16 protein-coding genes are annotated in these 15,189 nt (G+C 44.7%); 9 read left to right on the top strand and 7 right to left on the bottom strand.

Annotated features, from left to right (window positions below; genetic code table 11):
- Positions 1–4 precede the first annotated feature (4 nt).
- Positions 5–1,987, top strand: a complete 1,983-nt coding sequence (locus DYB02_RS07350) for an MtrB/PioB family decaheme-associated outer membrane protein (protein ID WP_029845812.1) — start codon at positions 5–7, stop codon at positions 1,985–1,987.
- An 85-nt stretch (positions 1,988–2,072) separates the two neighbouring features.
- On the opposite strand, the gene DYB02_RS07345 is transcribed toward DYB02_RS07350, so the two are convergent.
- The 3 genes from DYB02_RS07345 to rsuA all read right to left on the bottom strand — a co-directional run bounded on the left by DYB02_RS07345 (position 2,073) and on the right by rsuA (position 5,068).
- Complete coding sequence (locus DYB02_RS07345; RefSeq protein ID WP_005462414.1) at positions 2,073–2,732, bottom strand: DUF2913 family protein; 660 nt, start codon at positions 2,730–2,732, stop codon at positions 2,073–2,075.
- Positions 2,732–3,934 (bottom strand): Bcr/CflA family multidrug efflux MFS transporter, encoded by a 1,203-nt coding sequence (locus tag DYB02_RS07340; protein WP_029803976.1) that lies wholly within the window; start codon positions 3,932–3,934, stop codon positions 2,732–2,734. The genes DYB02_RS07345 and DYB02_RS07340 overlap by 1 nt, the downstream gene beginning before the upstream one ends.
- Before the next feature lie 432 nt (positions 3,935–4,366).
- Positions 4,367–5,068 carry a 16S rRNA pseudouridine(516) synthase RsuA gene (gene rsuA, locus DYB02_RS07335; protein WP_029803977.1) on the bottom strand — a complete coding sequence of 234 codons (702 nt, stop codon included), beginning with the start codon at positions 5,066–5,068 and terminating at the stop codon, positions 4,367–4,369.
- Between the two features lie 121 nt (positions 5,069–5,189).
- Here rsuA and radD point away from each other — a divergent pair, with 121 nt between their 5' ends.
- From radD to rplY, 5 genes are all read left to right on the top strand, one after another.
- The gene (gene radD, locus DYB02_RS07330) at positions 5,190–6,941 is read left to right on the top strand and encodes a DNA repair helicase RadD (protein WP_029803978.1); all 1,752 of its coding nucleotides are present in this window, start codon (positions 5,190–5,192) and stop codon (positions 6,939–6,941) included.
- Positions 6,942–7,073: 132 nt separating this feature from the next.
- Positions 7,074–7,499, top strand: a complete 426-nt coding sequence (locus DYB02_RS07325) for a PepSY domain-containing protein (protein WP_005495629.1) — start codon at positions 7,074–7,076, stop codon at positions 7,497–7,499.
- Positions 7,500–7,517: 18 nt separating this feature from the next.
- Positions 7,518–8,177, top strand: a complete 660-nt coding sequence (locus DYB02_RS07320) for a response regulator transcription factor (RefSeq protein WP_005478918.1) — start codon at positions 7,518–7,520, stop codon at positions 8,175–8,177.
- Positions 8,167–9,516, top strand: coding sequence for an ATP-binding protein (locus tag DYB02_RS07315; RefSeq protein WP_029803980.1), 1,350 nt, complete (start codon positions 8,167–8,169; stop codon positions 9,514–9,516). Before DYB02_RS07320 ends, DYB02_RS07315 begins: the two co-directional genes overlap by 11 nt.
- A gap of 283 nt (positions 9,517–9,799) precedes the next feature.
- Positions 9,800–10,078 (top strand): 50S ribosomal protein L25, encoded by a 279-nt coding sequence (gene rplY, locus DYB02_RS07310; protein WP_005378066.1) that lies wholly within the window; start codon positions 9,800–9,802, stop codon positions 10,076–10,078.
- Positions 10,079–10,218: 140 nt separating this feature from the next.
- Here the strand turns inward: rplY and DYB02_RS07305 are convergent, their stop codons facing one another.
- From DYB02_RS07305 to DYB02_RS07300, 3 genes are read right to left on the bottom strand one after another with little or no spacing between them, the layout of a single operon-like run.
- Complete coding sequence (locus tag DYB02_RS07305; RefSeq protein WP_021449248.1) at positions 10,219–10,734, bottom strand: GNAT family N-acetyltransferase; 516 nt, start codon at positions 10,732–10,734, stop codon at positions 10,219–10,221.
- Positions 10,735–10,745: 11 nt separating this feature from the next.
- Complete coding sequence (locus DYB02_RS25880) at positions 10,746–10,880, bottom strand: hypothetical protein (RefSeq protein WP_229651024.1); 135 nt, start codon at positions 10,878–10,880, stop codon at positions 10,746–10,748.
- Positions 10,880–11,452, bottom strand: coding sequence for an amino acid acetyltransferase (locus DYB02_RS07300; RefSeq protein ID WP_225868812.1), 573 nt, complete (start codon positions 11,450–11,452; stop codon positions 10,880–10,882). The genes DYB02_RS25880 and DYB02_RS07300 overlap by 1 nt, the downstream gene beginning before the upstream one ends.
- A gap of 349 nt (positions 11,453–11,801) precedes the next feature.
- Here DYB02_RS07300 and ushA point away from each other — a divergent pair, with 349 nt between their 5' ends.
- On the top strand, positions 11,802–13,517 hold the full coding sequence (gene ushA / locus DYB02_RS07295; protein WP_005495634.1) for a bifunctional UDP-sugar hydrolase/5'-nucleotidase UshA: 1,716 nt from the start codon (positions 11,802–11,804) through the stop codon (positions 13,515–13,517).
- Between the two features lie 418 nt (positions 13,518–13,935).
- Positions 13,936–14,157, top strand: a complete 222-nt coding sequence (locus DYB02_RS25645; protein WP_005462330.1) for a hypothetical protein — start codon at positions 13,936–13,938, stop codon at positions 14,155–14,157.
- A gap of 132 nt (positions 14,158–14,289) precedes the next feature.
- Here DYB02_RS25645 and DYB02_RS07280 read toward each other — a convergent pair whose 3' ends face one another.
- Entirely contained in the window at positions 14,290–14,538 is a 249-nt protein-coding gene (locus DYB02_RS07280) for a DUF1289 domain-containing protein (protein WP_025499858.1), read from the bottom strand.
- A 189-nt stretch (positions 14,539–14,727) separates the two neighbouring features.
- Here DYB02_RS07280 and DYB02_RS07275 point away from each other — a divergent pair, with 189 nt between their 5' ends.
- Positions 14,728–15,174 (top strand): META domain-containing protein, encoded by a 447-nt coding sequence (locus DYB02_RS07275; RefSeq protein ID WP_005486896.1) that lies wholly within the window; start codon positions 14,728–14,730, stop codon positions 15,172–15,174.
- Positions 15,175–15,189: the final 15 nt, after the last annotated feature.

The following is a 15,189-nucleotide window of genomic DNA, read 5'->3' as shown; positions in this document are numbered from 1 at the left end:
AGGCATGAAACTATCTCAACTGTGCATCGCTATTTCCCTTGCTTTTGCTGTGCAAGCGCACGCCAACGATTATTCGTTACAACGTTCTCAACCAGCCGACACTAGCCGCTGGCAGTGCAGTGAATGCAGCAGCGACGGCACATGGAGTGGAGAAGTCAGCGCGGGCGTCGGTTACCTTAACAACGACGGTTCCTCTCGATTCTATAATTGGAATCCGCCCGTTTACGGTACAAACTCTGACAACAAACACTTTAACGCGAGCCTAAACGCCGATATCGAACAATATGAAGACGATGGATTCTACAATCGAATCGTCGTCGGAGATCTTGGTTTGCAACGCTTCTTACTGCAGTGGGAAATGGGCCAGTACGACGGATTACGTATCCTCGGCAGTTACAGTGAAACTCCGTATTTCTGGAATCAGTCCTCACTCAGTGCGTATCATCCAAGAGAAGATGCACTCGTTAGTGGTGACCTATCGAAATATGAAAACTCAGTGACGCGAGAGACATTTAAGCTAGAACTCAAGTACACACCACATACGCCATGGAAGCCATATGCATCCATGAAGCACGAACGTAAAGAAGGCCCTACTTCGCTCTATTCATCGACCATTCCGGGTTACGCCAACACGCCTGGATTCATACCCAAAGCCGTCGATCATGAAACCTTAAATACTCAAGTAGGAGTGAGCTACATTGAAGATTTGTGGCTGGTGGATATTGCGTATCGCGGCTCGTTTTTCCGCAATGACAAGTCCGCACTCTATTACGGCGGCATTACCAACCCTTACGCCAATCACCTTGCGTATGAGCCTGACAACGACTTTCACCAATTTGCTGTCACAGGGAATTATCGGTTGAATCAACAAACGTTCAGCGGCCGCTTACTTTGGTCACAAACGTCTTCTGAAGGCGGGTTAAATCCGTTTCCTCAGTCCCCCGTTAACTCCAATACATTCCATGGCGAAACCAACACTTGGCAAATGAGCGCGGATTACCACAACAAACTTTCGCGAGACACAGCTTTCGCCATTTCTGCAGGCTATTCAGACAAAGACGATAACTCCGATAGAAACACCATCATCGGCTCTACAAGAGAAAAATACGACCACACAAAAACCAAACTGGAAACAACGTTAACGCATCGTGTTGCGTCTGATGTGAAGGTGAATGCGGGTTATCACTTCAAACAAGACGAGCGAAGCTATGCCGACCGAAAACGTACCGATGAACAACGCGTTTTTGTTGGTGCTCAGTACAGGCCAAACAGTCCGTGGCAATTAGGCGGTAAAGTCTCCTACTCTTTCCGCGATGGCTCTGATTGGCAGGACGACAGCAACGACTCGCCTAATTTGCGCCAATACTATTTAGCCGACAAAGAGAGGATTGAGCTCCGTGGCGACGGCAGTTATGACATGACAGACGATGTCCAGCTACTTGCAGAAGTTTGGTACGGAAATGATGACTATGCAAAACCTGATATTGGTTTAAGCGAAGGGGAAGATTACGGCTACGACCTCAGCCTCAACTTCAGTTTACTCGACGGATTAAGCGGGCATGTTTTTTACAATCAACAGATCATCCGCTCCGAGCAACAACAAGCAAACTCTGACATTGTCGGCTGGAATCGCTACACCACCAAGCTCAAAGATGACATCACAACCATTGGTTTTGGTGTGAGTAAAGAGCGACTGCTGGACGACAAACTTTCTGTCTCATTTGATTACAGCTACAGCCAAGCGGACAGTAAATCTTCAACCACATCTGGTGGTTACCAATATCCTGATAACGAGGCGAACTCGTATCGATTTGAAGTCATCGCTGACTATGAAGTATCTGAAAATCAAAACGTGCAGCTTAACCTCCGTTATGAAGACTACTCAGAAGAGGATTACTTGTTTAACAACGAAACCGGAACGATGGGCGACGTTTTGCAAAGCTATGAAGGTCTGTATGGCGGCGTCTATTGGAAATATCGCTTTTAAGCACAGTGTGACGTAACAAAAAAGCATCAGACGTTTTAAGCGCCTGATGCTTTCGTATTTCAATTCTACTGCTGTGAGAAGTTGATTAAGCTTGGAAGCTCAAAGGAATCTCAGCCAATTGGTTACCTTCGTTTGCAGGGAAGATAAGGTACTCGCCGTGGTATTTCACCATCGATTTGTAGTCCGTCACTTTATGCACCATAAAGCCCGCTTGCGCTGCTTTCTCAACAAACTCTGCATGGTTGCCACGCACAAACCAGCTCATTGGTTTAACGAGCAACTCGCCGTCGAAGCAGCTTTCGCATTGGTCTGCACATAGTGCCAAAGAATTTTGACCTTCCGTGAAGATTTGGATTTTGCCACAACCAACCAATTGTTCAGAGGTAGAAACCTCCCAACCTGCTTGCTCCATGACATCCAAAAAAGCTTCGACGTCAGAGTCTTTGATCACTTTTGAATCTTCACCTTCAGGGAAGAATTGCGCGTAGAAAGCAGAAATACGTTTGAAGATAAACAACAAACCAGCGTCATTCCCCTTTGAACGCCCCGCCTTTTGCCAACGAGTTAAGTCATCGCCGACCGTTCGACCAAAACGCTGAGATTTCAGAGCTTTTGTTACCCAACGAACAAGATAGTGGTTGTTCGCCACTGGCGCATTGGCCAACTTGCCAGAACGATGTTCCTGCTCCAGTTCATTCAGAGCAGAGTTAACCAAGTTTTGAATTTCTTTGGTGTAATTCGACATTACGCCTTTCTTCCTAAAGTCCAATAAAACAGTGCTGAAAGCACAGAACAAGCAAACATAACGATGATCATAGGCCACGCAGCATTACCAGGTAGTGATGCCACCAGCGCGCCAACCAATGAGCCGATACCGAATCTTAACGTCCCCGCCAGAGACGATGCCGTACCCGCCATTGATGGGTAGCCACTTAAAAGCAACGCCATCGCATTACTACCAATCGTCGACAATGTGCCGATAAACAGCACAACAAAAGGCACGATGCCCCACAGTCCGAAGTCCATTAACCAACTTACGAACAGACCAATGCCAGCCAAAAGTTGCACGAACAACCCAAAACGAAGCATGGCATGAGAGCCCACTTTTTTCACCAAACGACCGTTAATACTGGTCATAATGATCATCGCCACAATGTTCAAACCAAATAAGTAACCAAATTGGTCAGGTCGAACACCATACAAATCAATATAAACAAACGAACCCGCAGTTAGGAATGCAAACATCCCCGAAAACGAGAATGCACCAGACAACATCAAGCCCAACGCTTCAGAACTTGAACACAAACGGGCGTAGTTTTTTAATGTGGTGCGAAAACGCAGTGGTTGACGGTTTTCTGGTTTTAGCGTCTCCGGAATTTTCCAAAACACCAACAGAATGACAACCACAGCAAAGATAGCCAGCACCCAAAAGATAGAACGCCATCCAAACCAAATCGCAAGGTGACCGCCAATCATCGGCGCAACCAACGGGGCAATCGTGATAACTAATGTGACGAAAGACATTGCGCGCGCAAAGTCTTCACGGTCAAACATGTCACGCACCACAGCTTGAATAATGACCGCCGCGGCCGCGCCAGCAAATCCTTGAGCGGTACGAACATAGGTTAACGCATCAATGCCGTTTGTGGTCGCACTCACCACAGCTGCTAATCCAAAGAAAAGCACACCCAAAATCAGTACAGGTCTGCGGCCAAAGCTATCGGCAAGCGGCCCATGAATTAACTGACCAATCGCAAAACCCGCCGTATAAGCCGTCAATGTAATTTGAACCGCACCAGGTGCAACGCCCAAATCTTTTGCGATGGTCGGCATTGCCGGTAGATACATGTCGATCGCCAATGGCGTTAGCGCGCCAATTGCACCGAGCACAAGAAACAGTAAAAAACTGATTTGAGATTGGGGAGCGCTTTGAGCTTTTTCTGTCATTCTTTTACCTCTAGTTGTGTCCTTGCCATCAGCCATTTCTTTGCAGAAACTAGCAAGGATGCTTCTCGTACCATTGAAAACAAAGCACAGTGCTTTGCTGATTCAATTTTCGAGGATCATAAGGACGAATGTTTACCAAGGTGGCCTTGACGAGCTCGACATAGAAAAGCGCATGATAACGATGCATGTTCACCCGATAATTGCGCGCAATAAACCAAAGATGACAGCATGATTGATTCACTACGAACGGATGTTTCGCGAGAAAAGTATGCGTGAGCCTGTGATAAAACACCGCGGCATATCACTGAGGTTAAGCATGCATACCGAAATTGTCTAGGCACGAAAACATTTTGGTAGGAATCGTCATTTTGAGCCAATTCCTACCAAAAGACTAGTTCCTGTCAGGAACTAAAGAATTTCCGAGAGCGACGATTAATTCCACACAGAATCCACTTCTTCTAGGGTCAGATAACGGTAATCACCCGGTTCTAGACTGTCATCCAACACGATATCGCCGATTCGCTCACGATGAAGTAGTTCTACTTTGTTACCAAGTGCAGCAAACATGCGTTTCACTTGGTGGTACTTACCTTCAACGATAGTAAGCAGCACTTCGTTTTCTGCTTCATTCACGATCTCAAGGTGCGCTGGTAACGTCGCTTCGCGTTCGTTTCTCAACTCAATACCTTGCGCAAACTTTTCAAGGTAATCAGGTTGAATCGCATCCGCTAGCCACACGCGGTATGTTTTCTTGCATTTGCGTTTCGGTGATGTAATACGGTGAGACCATTGGCCATCATCTGTAATCAACACCAAACCCGTCGTGTCCACATCTAAACGGCCAGCGAAGTGAAGGTTTTCGACTTTAGGTTCATCAAGCAATACAAAGGCCGTAGGGTTGTAACCATCTTCGTGTGAACAAACAAAATCCGCTGGTTTGTACAACATGATGTAACGAGGCCCTGGCGCACCGACTTCTCGGCCATCCCATTCTACAACACCACCTTCTGGCACTTTGAATGAACCACTTTTTTGTACTTCGCCATCGACGAGCACTTCGCCACTTTTGATGATCTTTGTTGCCTGCTTGCGAGTCGCACCCAGAGCATCACACAAATACTTATCTAAACGCATGAATACCTCATTGAATTATACCCAAGTGATCTCCGAATTACGGTTCAAAGGTCACTTGGGTATAAAAGTCAGGTATTATAGCCTTCCTAGTTCGAATAGTTGAGCAATTTCACATATTTTCATGTACACACTTCGCCCATATCAAGCTGACTCTGTTAAAGCCGTTATTCATTACTTTCGCAAACATTCCACCCCCGCAGTGATCGTACTACCAACTGGTGCAGGGAAAAGCTTAGTTATTGCAGAACTGGCACGCCTTGCCAAAGGGCGTGTGCTGGTTTTGGCCCACGTAAAAGAGCTGGTGGAACAAAACCACGCGAAATATGAAGGCTACGGTTTGAAAGGCGCCATATTTTCGGCAGGATTAGGAAGAAAGGAAACTGACCAACAAGTGGTGTTTGCCTCGGTGCAATCGGTAGTGCGCAATTTGGACTCATTCAAAAACCAGTTCTCACTTCTGGTTATCGATGAATGTCACCGTGTGCCAGACGATAAAAACAGCAGCTATCAAAAAGTGATTACGCACCTTCGAGAGCTCAACCCTGGCATCAAAGTTTTGGGCTTAACGGCAACACCGTATCGTTTAGGAATGGGATGGATTTATCAATACCACACCCGAGGTCAAGTACGCACCGAAGAGTCGCGATTTTTCCGCGACTGCATTTTCGAACTGCCTATCCGTTACTTGCTGGACGAAAACTTCCTCACCCCCGCACGCATGATGGATGCGCCCGTTTTGTCTTACGACTTCTCGCAGCTGAAACCCGCTAATACCGGACGCTACAAAGAAGCGGAAATGGACATGGTTATCGACAAAGCCAAACGCGCCACTCCTCAGATCGTAGAGCAAATCATTCAATACGCGAGAGAGCGTAAAGGCGTGATGATCTTTGCTGCAACAGTTCGACATGCTCAAGAAATTCACGGCCTGCTGCCAGAAGGCGAAACCGCCATCGTCATTGGTGACACTCCAACGCCAGAGCGCGATGCGATCATTCAAGCTTTCAAAAATCGTGAAATCAAATACTTGGTGAATGTCTCTGTGTTAACCACCGGATTTGACGCGCCTCATGTGGATTTGATTGCCATCTTGCGCCCCACAGAATCGGTCAGCTTATATCAACAAATTGTTGGACGAGGTTTGCGTTTATCGGAAGGTAAAAATGAATGTCTGGTACTCGATTACGCGGGTAACAGCTACGATTTGTATCAGCCAGAAGTGGGAGATCCAAAACCCGACTCCACCAGCGAGATCATTACTATTCCTTGCCCTGCTTGCGGATTTAACAACAATTTCTGGGGTAAATTGGACAGCAATGGCTTTTTACTCGAACACTTTGGCCGACGATGCCAAGGTTACTTTGAAGATGAAGACACGGGCGAACGCGAACATTGTGGCTACCGTTTTCGTGCCAAATATTGCGGCGAATGTGGCGCAGATAATGATATTGCCGCTCGTATATGCCATGAATGTGATGCAACATTGGTCGACCCAGATAAGAAACTAAAAGAAGCACTGAATTTGAAAGACGCACTGATCTTCGAGTGCACAGAAATGGACTTGTCCGTGTTCAAATCAAATGACGGCAAATCACAGCTCAAAGTCACGTATTCGGGGGAACCATACCAAGGCGAAGGTCATGCGTTAGTTCGTGAGTTTTGGTCATTAAGCACCAAGAAACAGAAGCAAACTTTTAAAGACCAGTTTGTGCGCCCTCATCTTGCAGATAAACATCGCCCGTTTGAAGAGGCATCGCCTACACGAGTCGTCGCCAATCAACACCGTTTCCGTTTACCGCAGTTTGTCATTGCCAGAAAGTCTGGGCGCTTTTGGAAGTTGCGCGACAAGATTTTTGAAGATGAACTTAAATAACGCTCGATTCGCACCAGTGATTTTGCCAAGAGCAAAGTGAATGTGACTGAACCGACAGTTCACACGATGATTCACTTTCTGTTCATGTACAGCTAGATATAATTTTGCCAACTCTTCAGAAAAGGTTTTGCTATGTATAAACCAGTGACCTCTCAAAATCTTGCGTTGTTTTTCAGCCTCGCCCCGATGCTGCTTTCTGCACCAAGCTTCGCGCAGCAAAATGATATTTACACCACGCAAAATGGCCACGCCATCGTGCAAGATGTCGAAAAGCCCGGCACACGTATCGAATTTGATGAAGACCAAGATGAGGTCTACCGCGCCGTACAAAAAGGCTACATTCGCCCTTTCTCTGAGCTTTACGCGGCCGTCGAAAATGACCTTTATGGTCGCATCATCAAAGTCGAGCTTGAAGAAGATGACAATGAATGGGTTTACGAACTGAAAATACTCTTCAACAATAGCGTGTTGAAGGTCGAATATGACGCTGCCACATTGGAAATGCTGGAAGTCAAAGGTCGAAACTTCAATAAAGCTTTAAAACCACCACAAAACTAAATAATAAGAAACGCTGCCATGAAAATACTTGTTGTCGAAGATGATCCTCGTCTAGGCGAGCAAATTATCGAAACGTTGGAAAATAACGGTTGGGTACCTGAGCTATCACAAGATGGCATTGACGCGCTCTACCGAGCGACATCCGAAGAATGGGACGCGATTGTGCTCGACCTTGGTCTGCCGAAACTCGATGGCTTGACCGTTTTAAAGGGCATTCGAGATGAAAACATCAACACTCCGGTCGTGATCCTAAGTGCGCGTGATACCTTAACTCAACGAGTAGAAGGCCTAAACGCAGGCGCAGATGATTACCTGACTAAACCGTTTGAAATGGTTGAGCTTATCGCTCGTCTTCGCGCCCAACTGCGCAGAGCATCTGGTAACGCTTCTCCGGTCATGCAAATAGGCGATTTAAGCCTAGATACCAGAACCTCAAAAGTGATGTGGCAAGGCCAAGCAGTGAGCCTAACAGCGCTGGAATATAAAGTAGTCGCTTACTTTATGCATAATCCTGAAAAAGTCATTTCACGCACGGAGCTTGTGGAGCACATTTACAAGCAAGACTTTGATCGTGACTCCAACACGATTGAAGTATTTATCGGTCGTATTCGTAAGAAAATCGCCCCAAAAATCATCAAAACCGTGCGTGGCTTAGGGTATCAACTGAATGCCGAATAAGAACAAACTGCCGCTGCATGCCTTAAAGCGATTAAGTATCAAAAGCCGATTGGTGTTGGCGGCGGTTGTATGGCTCACAGCCATGATCCTTGCTGCGGGTGTCACCATTCCTACCCAAGTTTATAACTATATGGTGGACGACACGCGCTCCCAACTGAGCATCTTTATGGATGAAATCGCCGCTCAATTGGAAGTCGATCATACAGGCCATCTTTCGTTAGCAGCTCAACTGTCGGATCCTCGCTTTAGTCGCCCGTACAGCGGCTTATATTGGAGTGCATCGACAAACTCAAGCCTCGAACGCTCTCGCTCGTTGTGGGATAAGAGAATCGAGTATAAAGGGCTCGATAAAGATGCGTATGGTGCAAGAGACGAAAAACTGATTACTCTGGAAAAAGCGCTATATCTACCCGACTACGATGGTCCAATTCATATCATCGTAGGTATTGATGAAGAGCCAATCAAAAGCACACTGCAAACCCTTATTGGTCAACTCTGGCTAATTCTAGGATTGTTGTTTGCTGGCGTTCTGACTGTCATTCTCTTGCAAATCGTTTGGTCATTGAGTCCACTAACTAAACTGCAAAAAGAGCTGGCAGAGCTCAAAGCTGGAAATAAAAAGAGTTTAGAAGAAACTTATCCAAAAGAGATTTCGCCGCTTATTTCTGACCTCAATGCTCTTCTTTTCCACTATCAGGAGTTACTGGAACGTGCGCGTAACCACGCGGGTAATTTGTCACACGCACTTAAAACGCCGCTATCTGTGTTAAAAAATGAAGTGCAAACGCTAGAGCCCAAAACGCAAGCACGCTTAAACGCCCCACTCAACCAGATTCAAGATCACATCGACTATCATTTAGGTCGCGCTCGAATGGCGGGTTCCATGAACATCCTTTCTGTCAAAGCCAATCCAGCAGAGCGAGTGGATGCTATCTCAATGGCGTTCGATAAAGTCTATGCCGAACGAGACATCACCTTAGTTAATGAGCTTGATTCTGAGTTGAATGTTGCTGTCGAAAAAACCGACCTCGACGAAATGATCGGTAACTTGCTTGAAAATGGCTATAAATGGGCAAATAGCATGATTCGCGTCCACTCTACTCAGGATAAGGATAGTATCCACCTGATTATCGAAGACGATGGGCCTGGAATCCCTCAAGCGCAATTAGGCCAAGTCACCAAACGAGGTGTCAGATTAGACGAAACAACGCCAGGTTCTGGGCTCGGTTTAAATATTGTGAGTGAAATGGCGCACAGCTATCGAGGCCTACTGGCTTTAGAAAAGAGCAAAATGGGTGGTTTAAAAGCCACATTAACGTTGCACCGTAGCCGTACTTAAACGAATCACGAAAGACTCTTTTTCATCGGTAAACGCTAATCAAACCGATGAAAATAGAAGCGATACGAGCATTTTTCACGCTAAGTGATAAAAACCATCAACTTAGGATCCGCCAAATGATGTGTTTTTATTGATTTAGATACGATTTGGGTTGCCCAATTCTAAGTGGAATGATAGTATCCGCGCTCGCTTGAACAGTTCCTGTTTCAAGCTTTACCACGAACAACAAGGTCGCATTGTTGATTGTGAACATTTGATTTTTACTAATTTGAGAGTAAATACTATGAAATTCGAAGCAGTAGTACGTACTGAACTAGGTAAAGGTGCGAGCCGCCGCCTACGTCACGCTGGCAAATTCCCTGCAGTTGTATACGGCGGTGAAGAAGCAGCAGTAGCTATCGTTCTTAACCACGACGACATCGTAAACCAAATGGACAAGCCTGAATTCTACGAAGGCATCGTTCTAGTTATCGATGGCAAAGAAGTTAAAGTTAAGCCACAAGACGTTCAACGTCACGCGTTCAAGCCAAAAGTTGAACACATGGACTTCATCCGTATCTAATTCCCTACCAAGGAATTAATCGGATTAAATCCAGACCTTTTGCATAAAAGATAATCGGATTTACCAACCGAGACATCTAAAAAATTTCAAAACCCCGGAGTCTTACCACCTCCGGGGTTTTACTATATATGGCATTTGATTTACGAACGGGCAATGTACTTCATTAAAGTGAGGTCAGTCAGCGTCATGCTATCAATGACTTCGGATTCTTCTTCCCCGGTACGCACAAAACCACACTTCTTGTAAAAATTCAGTCCTTGCTTATTAGTGTTCAGTGCTTTCAGACTTATCTGCATTACTGGCGTAGAGAGTAGACGTGTTTCGAGCTCATCTAACAGTGCACTTCCTGCCCCTTGCCCATAATGTAACGGCGAGACATAGCAACACGTTACCAACGCCGTTTTATCTTCACTGGTGTGGTTAGGCAACTCGTAACTTAAAAACCCGACGATTTCCCCTTGTTTCTCAACCACGATCAATTGAGCCAGTTGCTCCGTCATAACTCGTGTCCACATCCTTTCTCGGCGCTCAATGGTAAACTGCTCTATATAGCTTTGTGGCATTAACCCTTTGTACGCCACCTGCCACGAATCGACATGTATTTTAGCAATTTGAGCTGCTTCTTCTCTAACAGCATTCCTTACTGTGTATCCCATTACTTTCCTTTCTATTCATCCTGAGTAAATACGCGCAATCGGTTATAAGCTTCAAATCTCAAAGATTCGCACAACTTAATCGAAGGTGTATTTTCTATATTTACTCGGTATCTCACTTTACGATCTCGCGTTTTAACCTCCGCCACTAAGTGTGAAAGCAAGCGCTTACCGTACCCTTTTCTCTCGCTTTAGGGCTAACCAGTAACGATAACGACTCAAATGGTTCCTTTCCTTTGTAACAATATGACGCTAATACCGCAACCAATTTACCCTCTTCTAAAATGCCATAGAAGAAGTGGCTATCGAGCTCGAAATCGGCTTTCTCAATATCTTCTGCGCTGTTACTACGTAAAAATACGTCAAGCAACTCATTGTCAGATTCAATATTCAAAGTGAAAACATCAGCATCTTTATTGAAGGTATTATCATTAAATAAATGATAGTCGACGTCGTCATATTCGCAGAATAATTGCAGGTTATTTAATTTTCTCTCTAGCTCACTCGGCTGAAAATGTTTAATTTTATGCCAGAGATTTTCCGGACAGGATAAAAGAGTAAACGCATCAGATTGGAATAAATAAACAGCGGTGTGTTCGGAAAACCTTTTCCAAAATTGGGAGTCATAGTAATAACCGTTGTACGGTTTTTGACTGAGTTCAAACTGATTGTGCCAAGAGCAATCGATTTCTGCTGTTTTCGCAGATGATTTTATAAACATCCCTACCTCTCTACCTTTGCAGTAGAAAATTATAACTATTTGTTTCGTAGGAACTTAGAAAAACATGAATTTGGCAAAATAATAACCAAACTTAGCGTCATACCTCACCAAAATGCGTATTGATTCACATAAACAACACGCATTCAATTAACTGCCTCACAAAAAATAGCTTAAGCCACATAAAATAAATGCTAAATACCAATTCTGTTTATTTATAGACGTAGTTTGCATGCTTATTAATTCGTATCGTCGATAGAAGTATAAATAAGAGATAGATCACTAAACTTTCACATTAATTCCGTATATTTCACGCCGTAACAATAACAAAATCACAAAGAAAGGATCCCTTATGAAGTTTTCCAAATCTCTATTGGTAGTGGCAGTGGGCGCTGCGCTAGCAGGATGCGGCTCAGACAGCGACAATTCACCAGTAACCTGTGAGACTGCAGATTCTTGTACTAAATTCACCGTTCTACACACTAACGACAACCATGGCCGCTTTTGGGAAAACAGCAAAGGCGAATACGGCATGGCTGCACGCAAAACTTTGATCGACTCTATTCGTGCAGAAGTGGAATCAAGCGGTGGCGAAACCATTCTATTGTCTGGCGGTGATATCAACACAGGTGTTCCTGAGTCAGACATGCAAGATGCAGAACCGGACTTCATAGGGATGAACCTGCTTGGTTACGACGCAATGGCTGTCGGTAACCACGAGTTTGATAACGCTTTAGATGTTTTGAACAAGCAGATCCAATGGGCTGACTTCCCTATGCTCGCTGCAAACATCTACAAGAAAGACACCGATGGTAAAGTAACCGACGAACGTTACTTCGCGCCTTACAAAGTCTTCACGATTAACGGACTTAAAGTTGCGGTTGTTGGCCTAACAACAAAAGATACAGCGAAACTGGTAAACCCAAGTAACGTTGCTGATATCTACTTCGAAGATCCTCAGGTTGAAATCAAAAAAGTACTTAAGGAAATCGAAGCAAACGAAACTGTCGATCTAGTTTTTGCAACAACACACATGGGTCACTACCAAGATGGTAACCATGGTAGCGAAGCACCAGGTGACGTTTTACTAGCGCGTTCTCTTGAAGAAGGCCAACTAGATGCAATTATTGGTGGCCACTCACAAAACCCAGTATGTATGGAGCCGGGTACTAACGAATACGCAGACTTCAAACCAGGTGACGAGTGTGCTCCAGACCAACAAAACGGCACATACATCATGCAAGCGCATGAGTGGGGTAAATATGTTGGTCGTGCAGACTTCGAATACTACGATGGCAAACTGCACCTAGCAAACTACGCTTTGATTCCAGTTAACCTAAAGGCAAAAGATGCGAACGGCGACTACCAATTCATCGCTGAAGAAATCAAGCCAGATGCTGTAGTTAAGCAAATTCTTCGTACTTACCAAGAGCAAGGTCAAGATCTGCTTGACGTTAAAGTATCTTCTACGGATGGTAAACTTGAAGGCGACCGTGGTGTAGTTCGCTCACAGCAAACGAACCTTGGCCACCTACTAGGTGAAGCGTACCGTACATACGAGCTAGTGAAAGCAGACTTTGGTGTGATGAACTCCGGTGGTGTTCGTGATTCAATCCAAGCTGGCGATATCACTTACCGTGATGTACTAACAGTACAACCATTTGGTAACTTCGTAACAAAAGCGACCATGACAGGTAAAGAAGTAAAAGAATACCTAGACGTCGTTGCTACGAAATCTGCGGGTTCTGGTGCTTACGCTCAACTAGACAACATCACTCTAGATGTAGATTGTGATGCTGGCTCAGTAACTATTACTGACATTAACGGTAAAGGCTTCAACCTAGACGCAACTTACACGTTCGCTGTAATTAGCTTCAGCGCTGCAGGCGGTGATGACTACCCAGTTATCCAAGTTGAATCAACTCAAATGACAGACGCATCAGTACTGCGTGAGTTCTTCGTAAACAACCCGCAAATCTCGGCGGATAGCTACAACAAGAACCTAGACAACATCAAGTACTTCAGCAATAGCCAAGCAGTGAAAGGCTGTCCTGCAACTGGTAGCTAATACTCTACACCTTACGCTCTGACTAGAATGGTTCTATCGAATCAATCCGTCAGAGCTCCTAAATCAAAACCGAAGCTTTGTGCTTCGGTTTTTTATTTTCGATAAATTGCTGATAATTCTCCACCTTCACAATCTGTTCAAAAATTGTTCATTTGTGTTGTTGACGCCCCTGTGCTGGGCTTCTATGTTTGATAAGGTCTTTCAAATATGCAGGCTCATCGGCTAAATTTCGCGAGACATTTTTATTCGCATAGTCAATGATTCTGAGAAAGATGTGAATGGCGTTACAAACACTGCTCTCAAACAATTTGTCTTTGGACTTCAAACGATGGTGATGTGCCGCCACGCGCACGCCAATGAGCAGCGATCTGGACGTCAATGTGTTCAAACTGCTGCCATCGAGTTCTGGAGGTCAAAAATGAAACGAGCCAGCAATAGCTACAGACTCCAAATGATCAAAGAAGTGGTCATCCGCCGAGAACGTGAAGCATGTACCGACCCTATGGCAAGGTACATTCACCAGTTAATGGATGAGCTTCCAACAAGCAAATTAGAGGTTGAGCTCAACCATCGATTTGCAGGAAATCACTTTGACGAACAAGCGGGAGGCTGGGTTAGCGACCGTTGGTCGATGAAATAACGCCAATTACCGATTTATAGGGAAAAATGGATAGGAGATTCCCGGTTCTTAAAGGATACCTTGCCGGGCCGGGAATATGTAAAAAGCAGAAACAAGAACGATGGCGTGTCCGCACCTTAATTAGAAATGCTTCTAAAACAAATCTTGTTGAGGTGATGAATTATCTTGAAGCTGTTCTGGCTTCGTCTTACCTGCCAACATCTTTCTTCTGTATCTTTGACGACACAACTTAATAACGTGCAACTGCTGAGCGGGGGTTAAGTTCAGCCAATTAAACCGTTCCTCTCTTTTTCTCATACACCCCTTGCAAAACCCTTTTTCATCGGAGGTACATACTCCAACACAAGGGCTTGGGACAGTGAAAAATTCCAGTTGCTCCATACTATAAACGCTCTTTCCATGCTAGGGCGTGTTTGCCTAGTTTAAATAACTAAACGAGAAGATTACTCACCGACAAAATCTGTTATACACTTCGTTATGTCAAAAACATACGAAACCATAACCGTATGCTGACAAAAACAGTGTTTTATTACTTATACTTACCGCGTTTCTAAAAACGGAGTCTATAAAATGAAGCTTAGCCTAAAAACGTTAGTTACAGCAATCTCTCTCCCTGTTCTTATGACTGCTTGTGCTAGCAACGGTGATGATGTGAAAGAAATTACGGCTCAAGATTTACAGCACCACAACTGGGAACTTGTTCAAGTTGATGGTAAAAATATCGTTCTAGACGAAAACCAAAAAGCGGCTCGCCTAGAAATCGGTGAAAACCTAACAGCAAACGGCAATGCGGGTTGTAACAACTTCTTCGGTCAAGCTGAGCTGAAAAACAACCAACTACGCATCGAAAAAATGGGCATGACCATGAAGATGTGTATGGAAGATCAAATGAAGATCGAAAATGCAATGACACAAACACTATCTAACTGGAGTGACATCACTCTAACTAAAGATGGTCTTGTTCTGAAAAATGCCGATCATGAATTGACGTTTACTCTACGTGACTGGGTAAACTAATCCCAAGTCAGTAAA

Source organism: Vibrio parahaemolyticus, from assembly GCF_900460535.1.
Lineage (GTDB): Bacteria > Pseudomonadota > Gammaproteobacteria > Enterobacterales > Vibrionaceae > Vibrio > Vibrio parahaemolyticus.
The sequence above is the reverse complement of the archived record's forward strand: the minus strand, read 5'-3'. Positions and strand labels throughout refer to the sequence as shown.

Coding starts and splice junctions, on each gene's coding strand:
- DYB02_RS07350 (WP_029845812.1), top strand. CDS start 5: ATGAAACTATCTCAACTGTGCATCGCTATTTCCCTTGCTTTTGCTGTG.
- DYB02_RS07345 (WP_005462414.1), bottom strand. CDS start 2,732: ATGTCGAATTACACCAAAGAAATTCAAAACTTGGTTAACTCTGCTCTG.
- DYB02_RS07340 (WP_029803976.1), bottom strand. CDS start 3,934: ATGACAGAAAAAGCTCAAAGCGCTCCCCAATCTCAAATCAGTTTTTTA.
- rsuA (WP_029803977.1), bottom strand. CDS start 5,068: ATGCGTTTAGATAAGTATTTGTGTGATGCTCTGGGTGCGACTCGCAAG.
- radD (WP_029803978.1), top strand. CDS start 5,190: ATGTACACACTTCGCCCATATCAAGCTGACTCTGTTAAAGCCGTTATT.
- DYB02_RS07325 (WP_005495629.1), top strand. CDS start 7,074: ATGTATAAACCAGTGACCTCTCAAAATCTTGCGTTGTTTTTCAGCCTC.
- DYB02_RS07320 (WP_005478918.1), top strand. CDS start 7,518: ATGAAAATACTTGTTGTCGAAGATGATCCTCGTCTAGGCGAGCAAATT.
- DYB02_RS07315 (WP_029803980.1), top strand. CDS start 8,167: ATGCCGAATAAGAACAAACTGCCGCTGCATGCCTTAAAGCGATTAAGT.
- rplY (WP_005378066.1), top strand. CDS start 9,800: ATGAAATTCGAAGCAGTAGTACGTACTGAACTAGGTAAAGGTGCGAGC.
- DYB02_RS07305 (WP_021449248.1), bottom strand. CDS start 10,734: ATGGGATACACAGTAAGGAATGCTGTTAGAGAAGAAGCAGCTCAAATT.
- DYB02_RS07300 (WP_225868812.1), bottom strand. CDS start 11,452: ATGTTTATAAAATCATCTGCGAAAACAGCAGAAATCGATTGCTCTTGG.
- ushA (WP_005495634.1), top strand. CDS start 11,802: ATGAAGTTTTCCAAATCTCTATTGGTAGTGGCAGTGGGCGCTGCGCTA.
- DYB02_RS25645 (WP_005462330.1), top strand. CDS start 13,936: ATGAAACGAGCCAGCAATAGCTACAGACTCCAAATGATCAAAGAAGTG.
- DYB02_RS07280 (WP_025499858.1), bottom strand. CDS start 14,538: ATGGAGCAACTGGAATTTTTCACTGTCCCAAGCCCTTGTGTTGGAGTA.
- DYB02_RS07275 (WP_005486896.1), top strand. CDS start 14,728: ATGAAGCTTAGCCTAAAAACGTTAGTTACAGCAATCTCTCTCCCTGTT.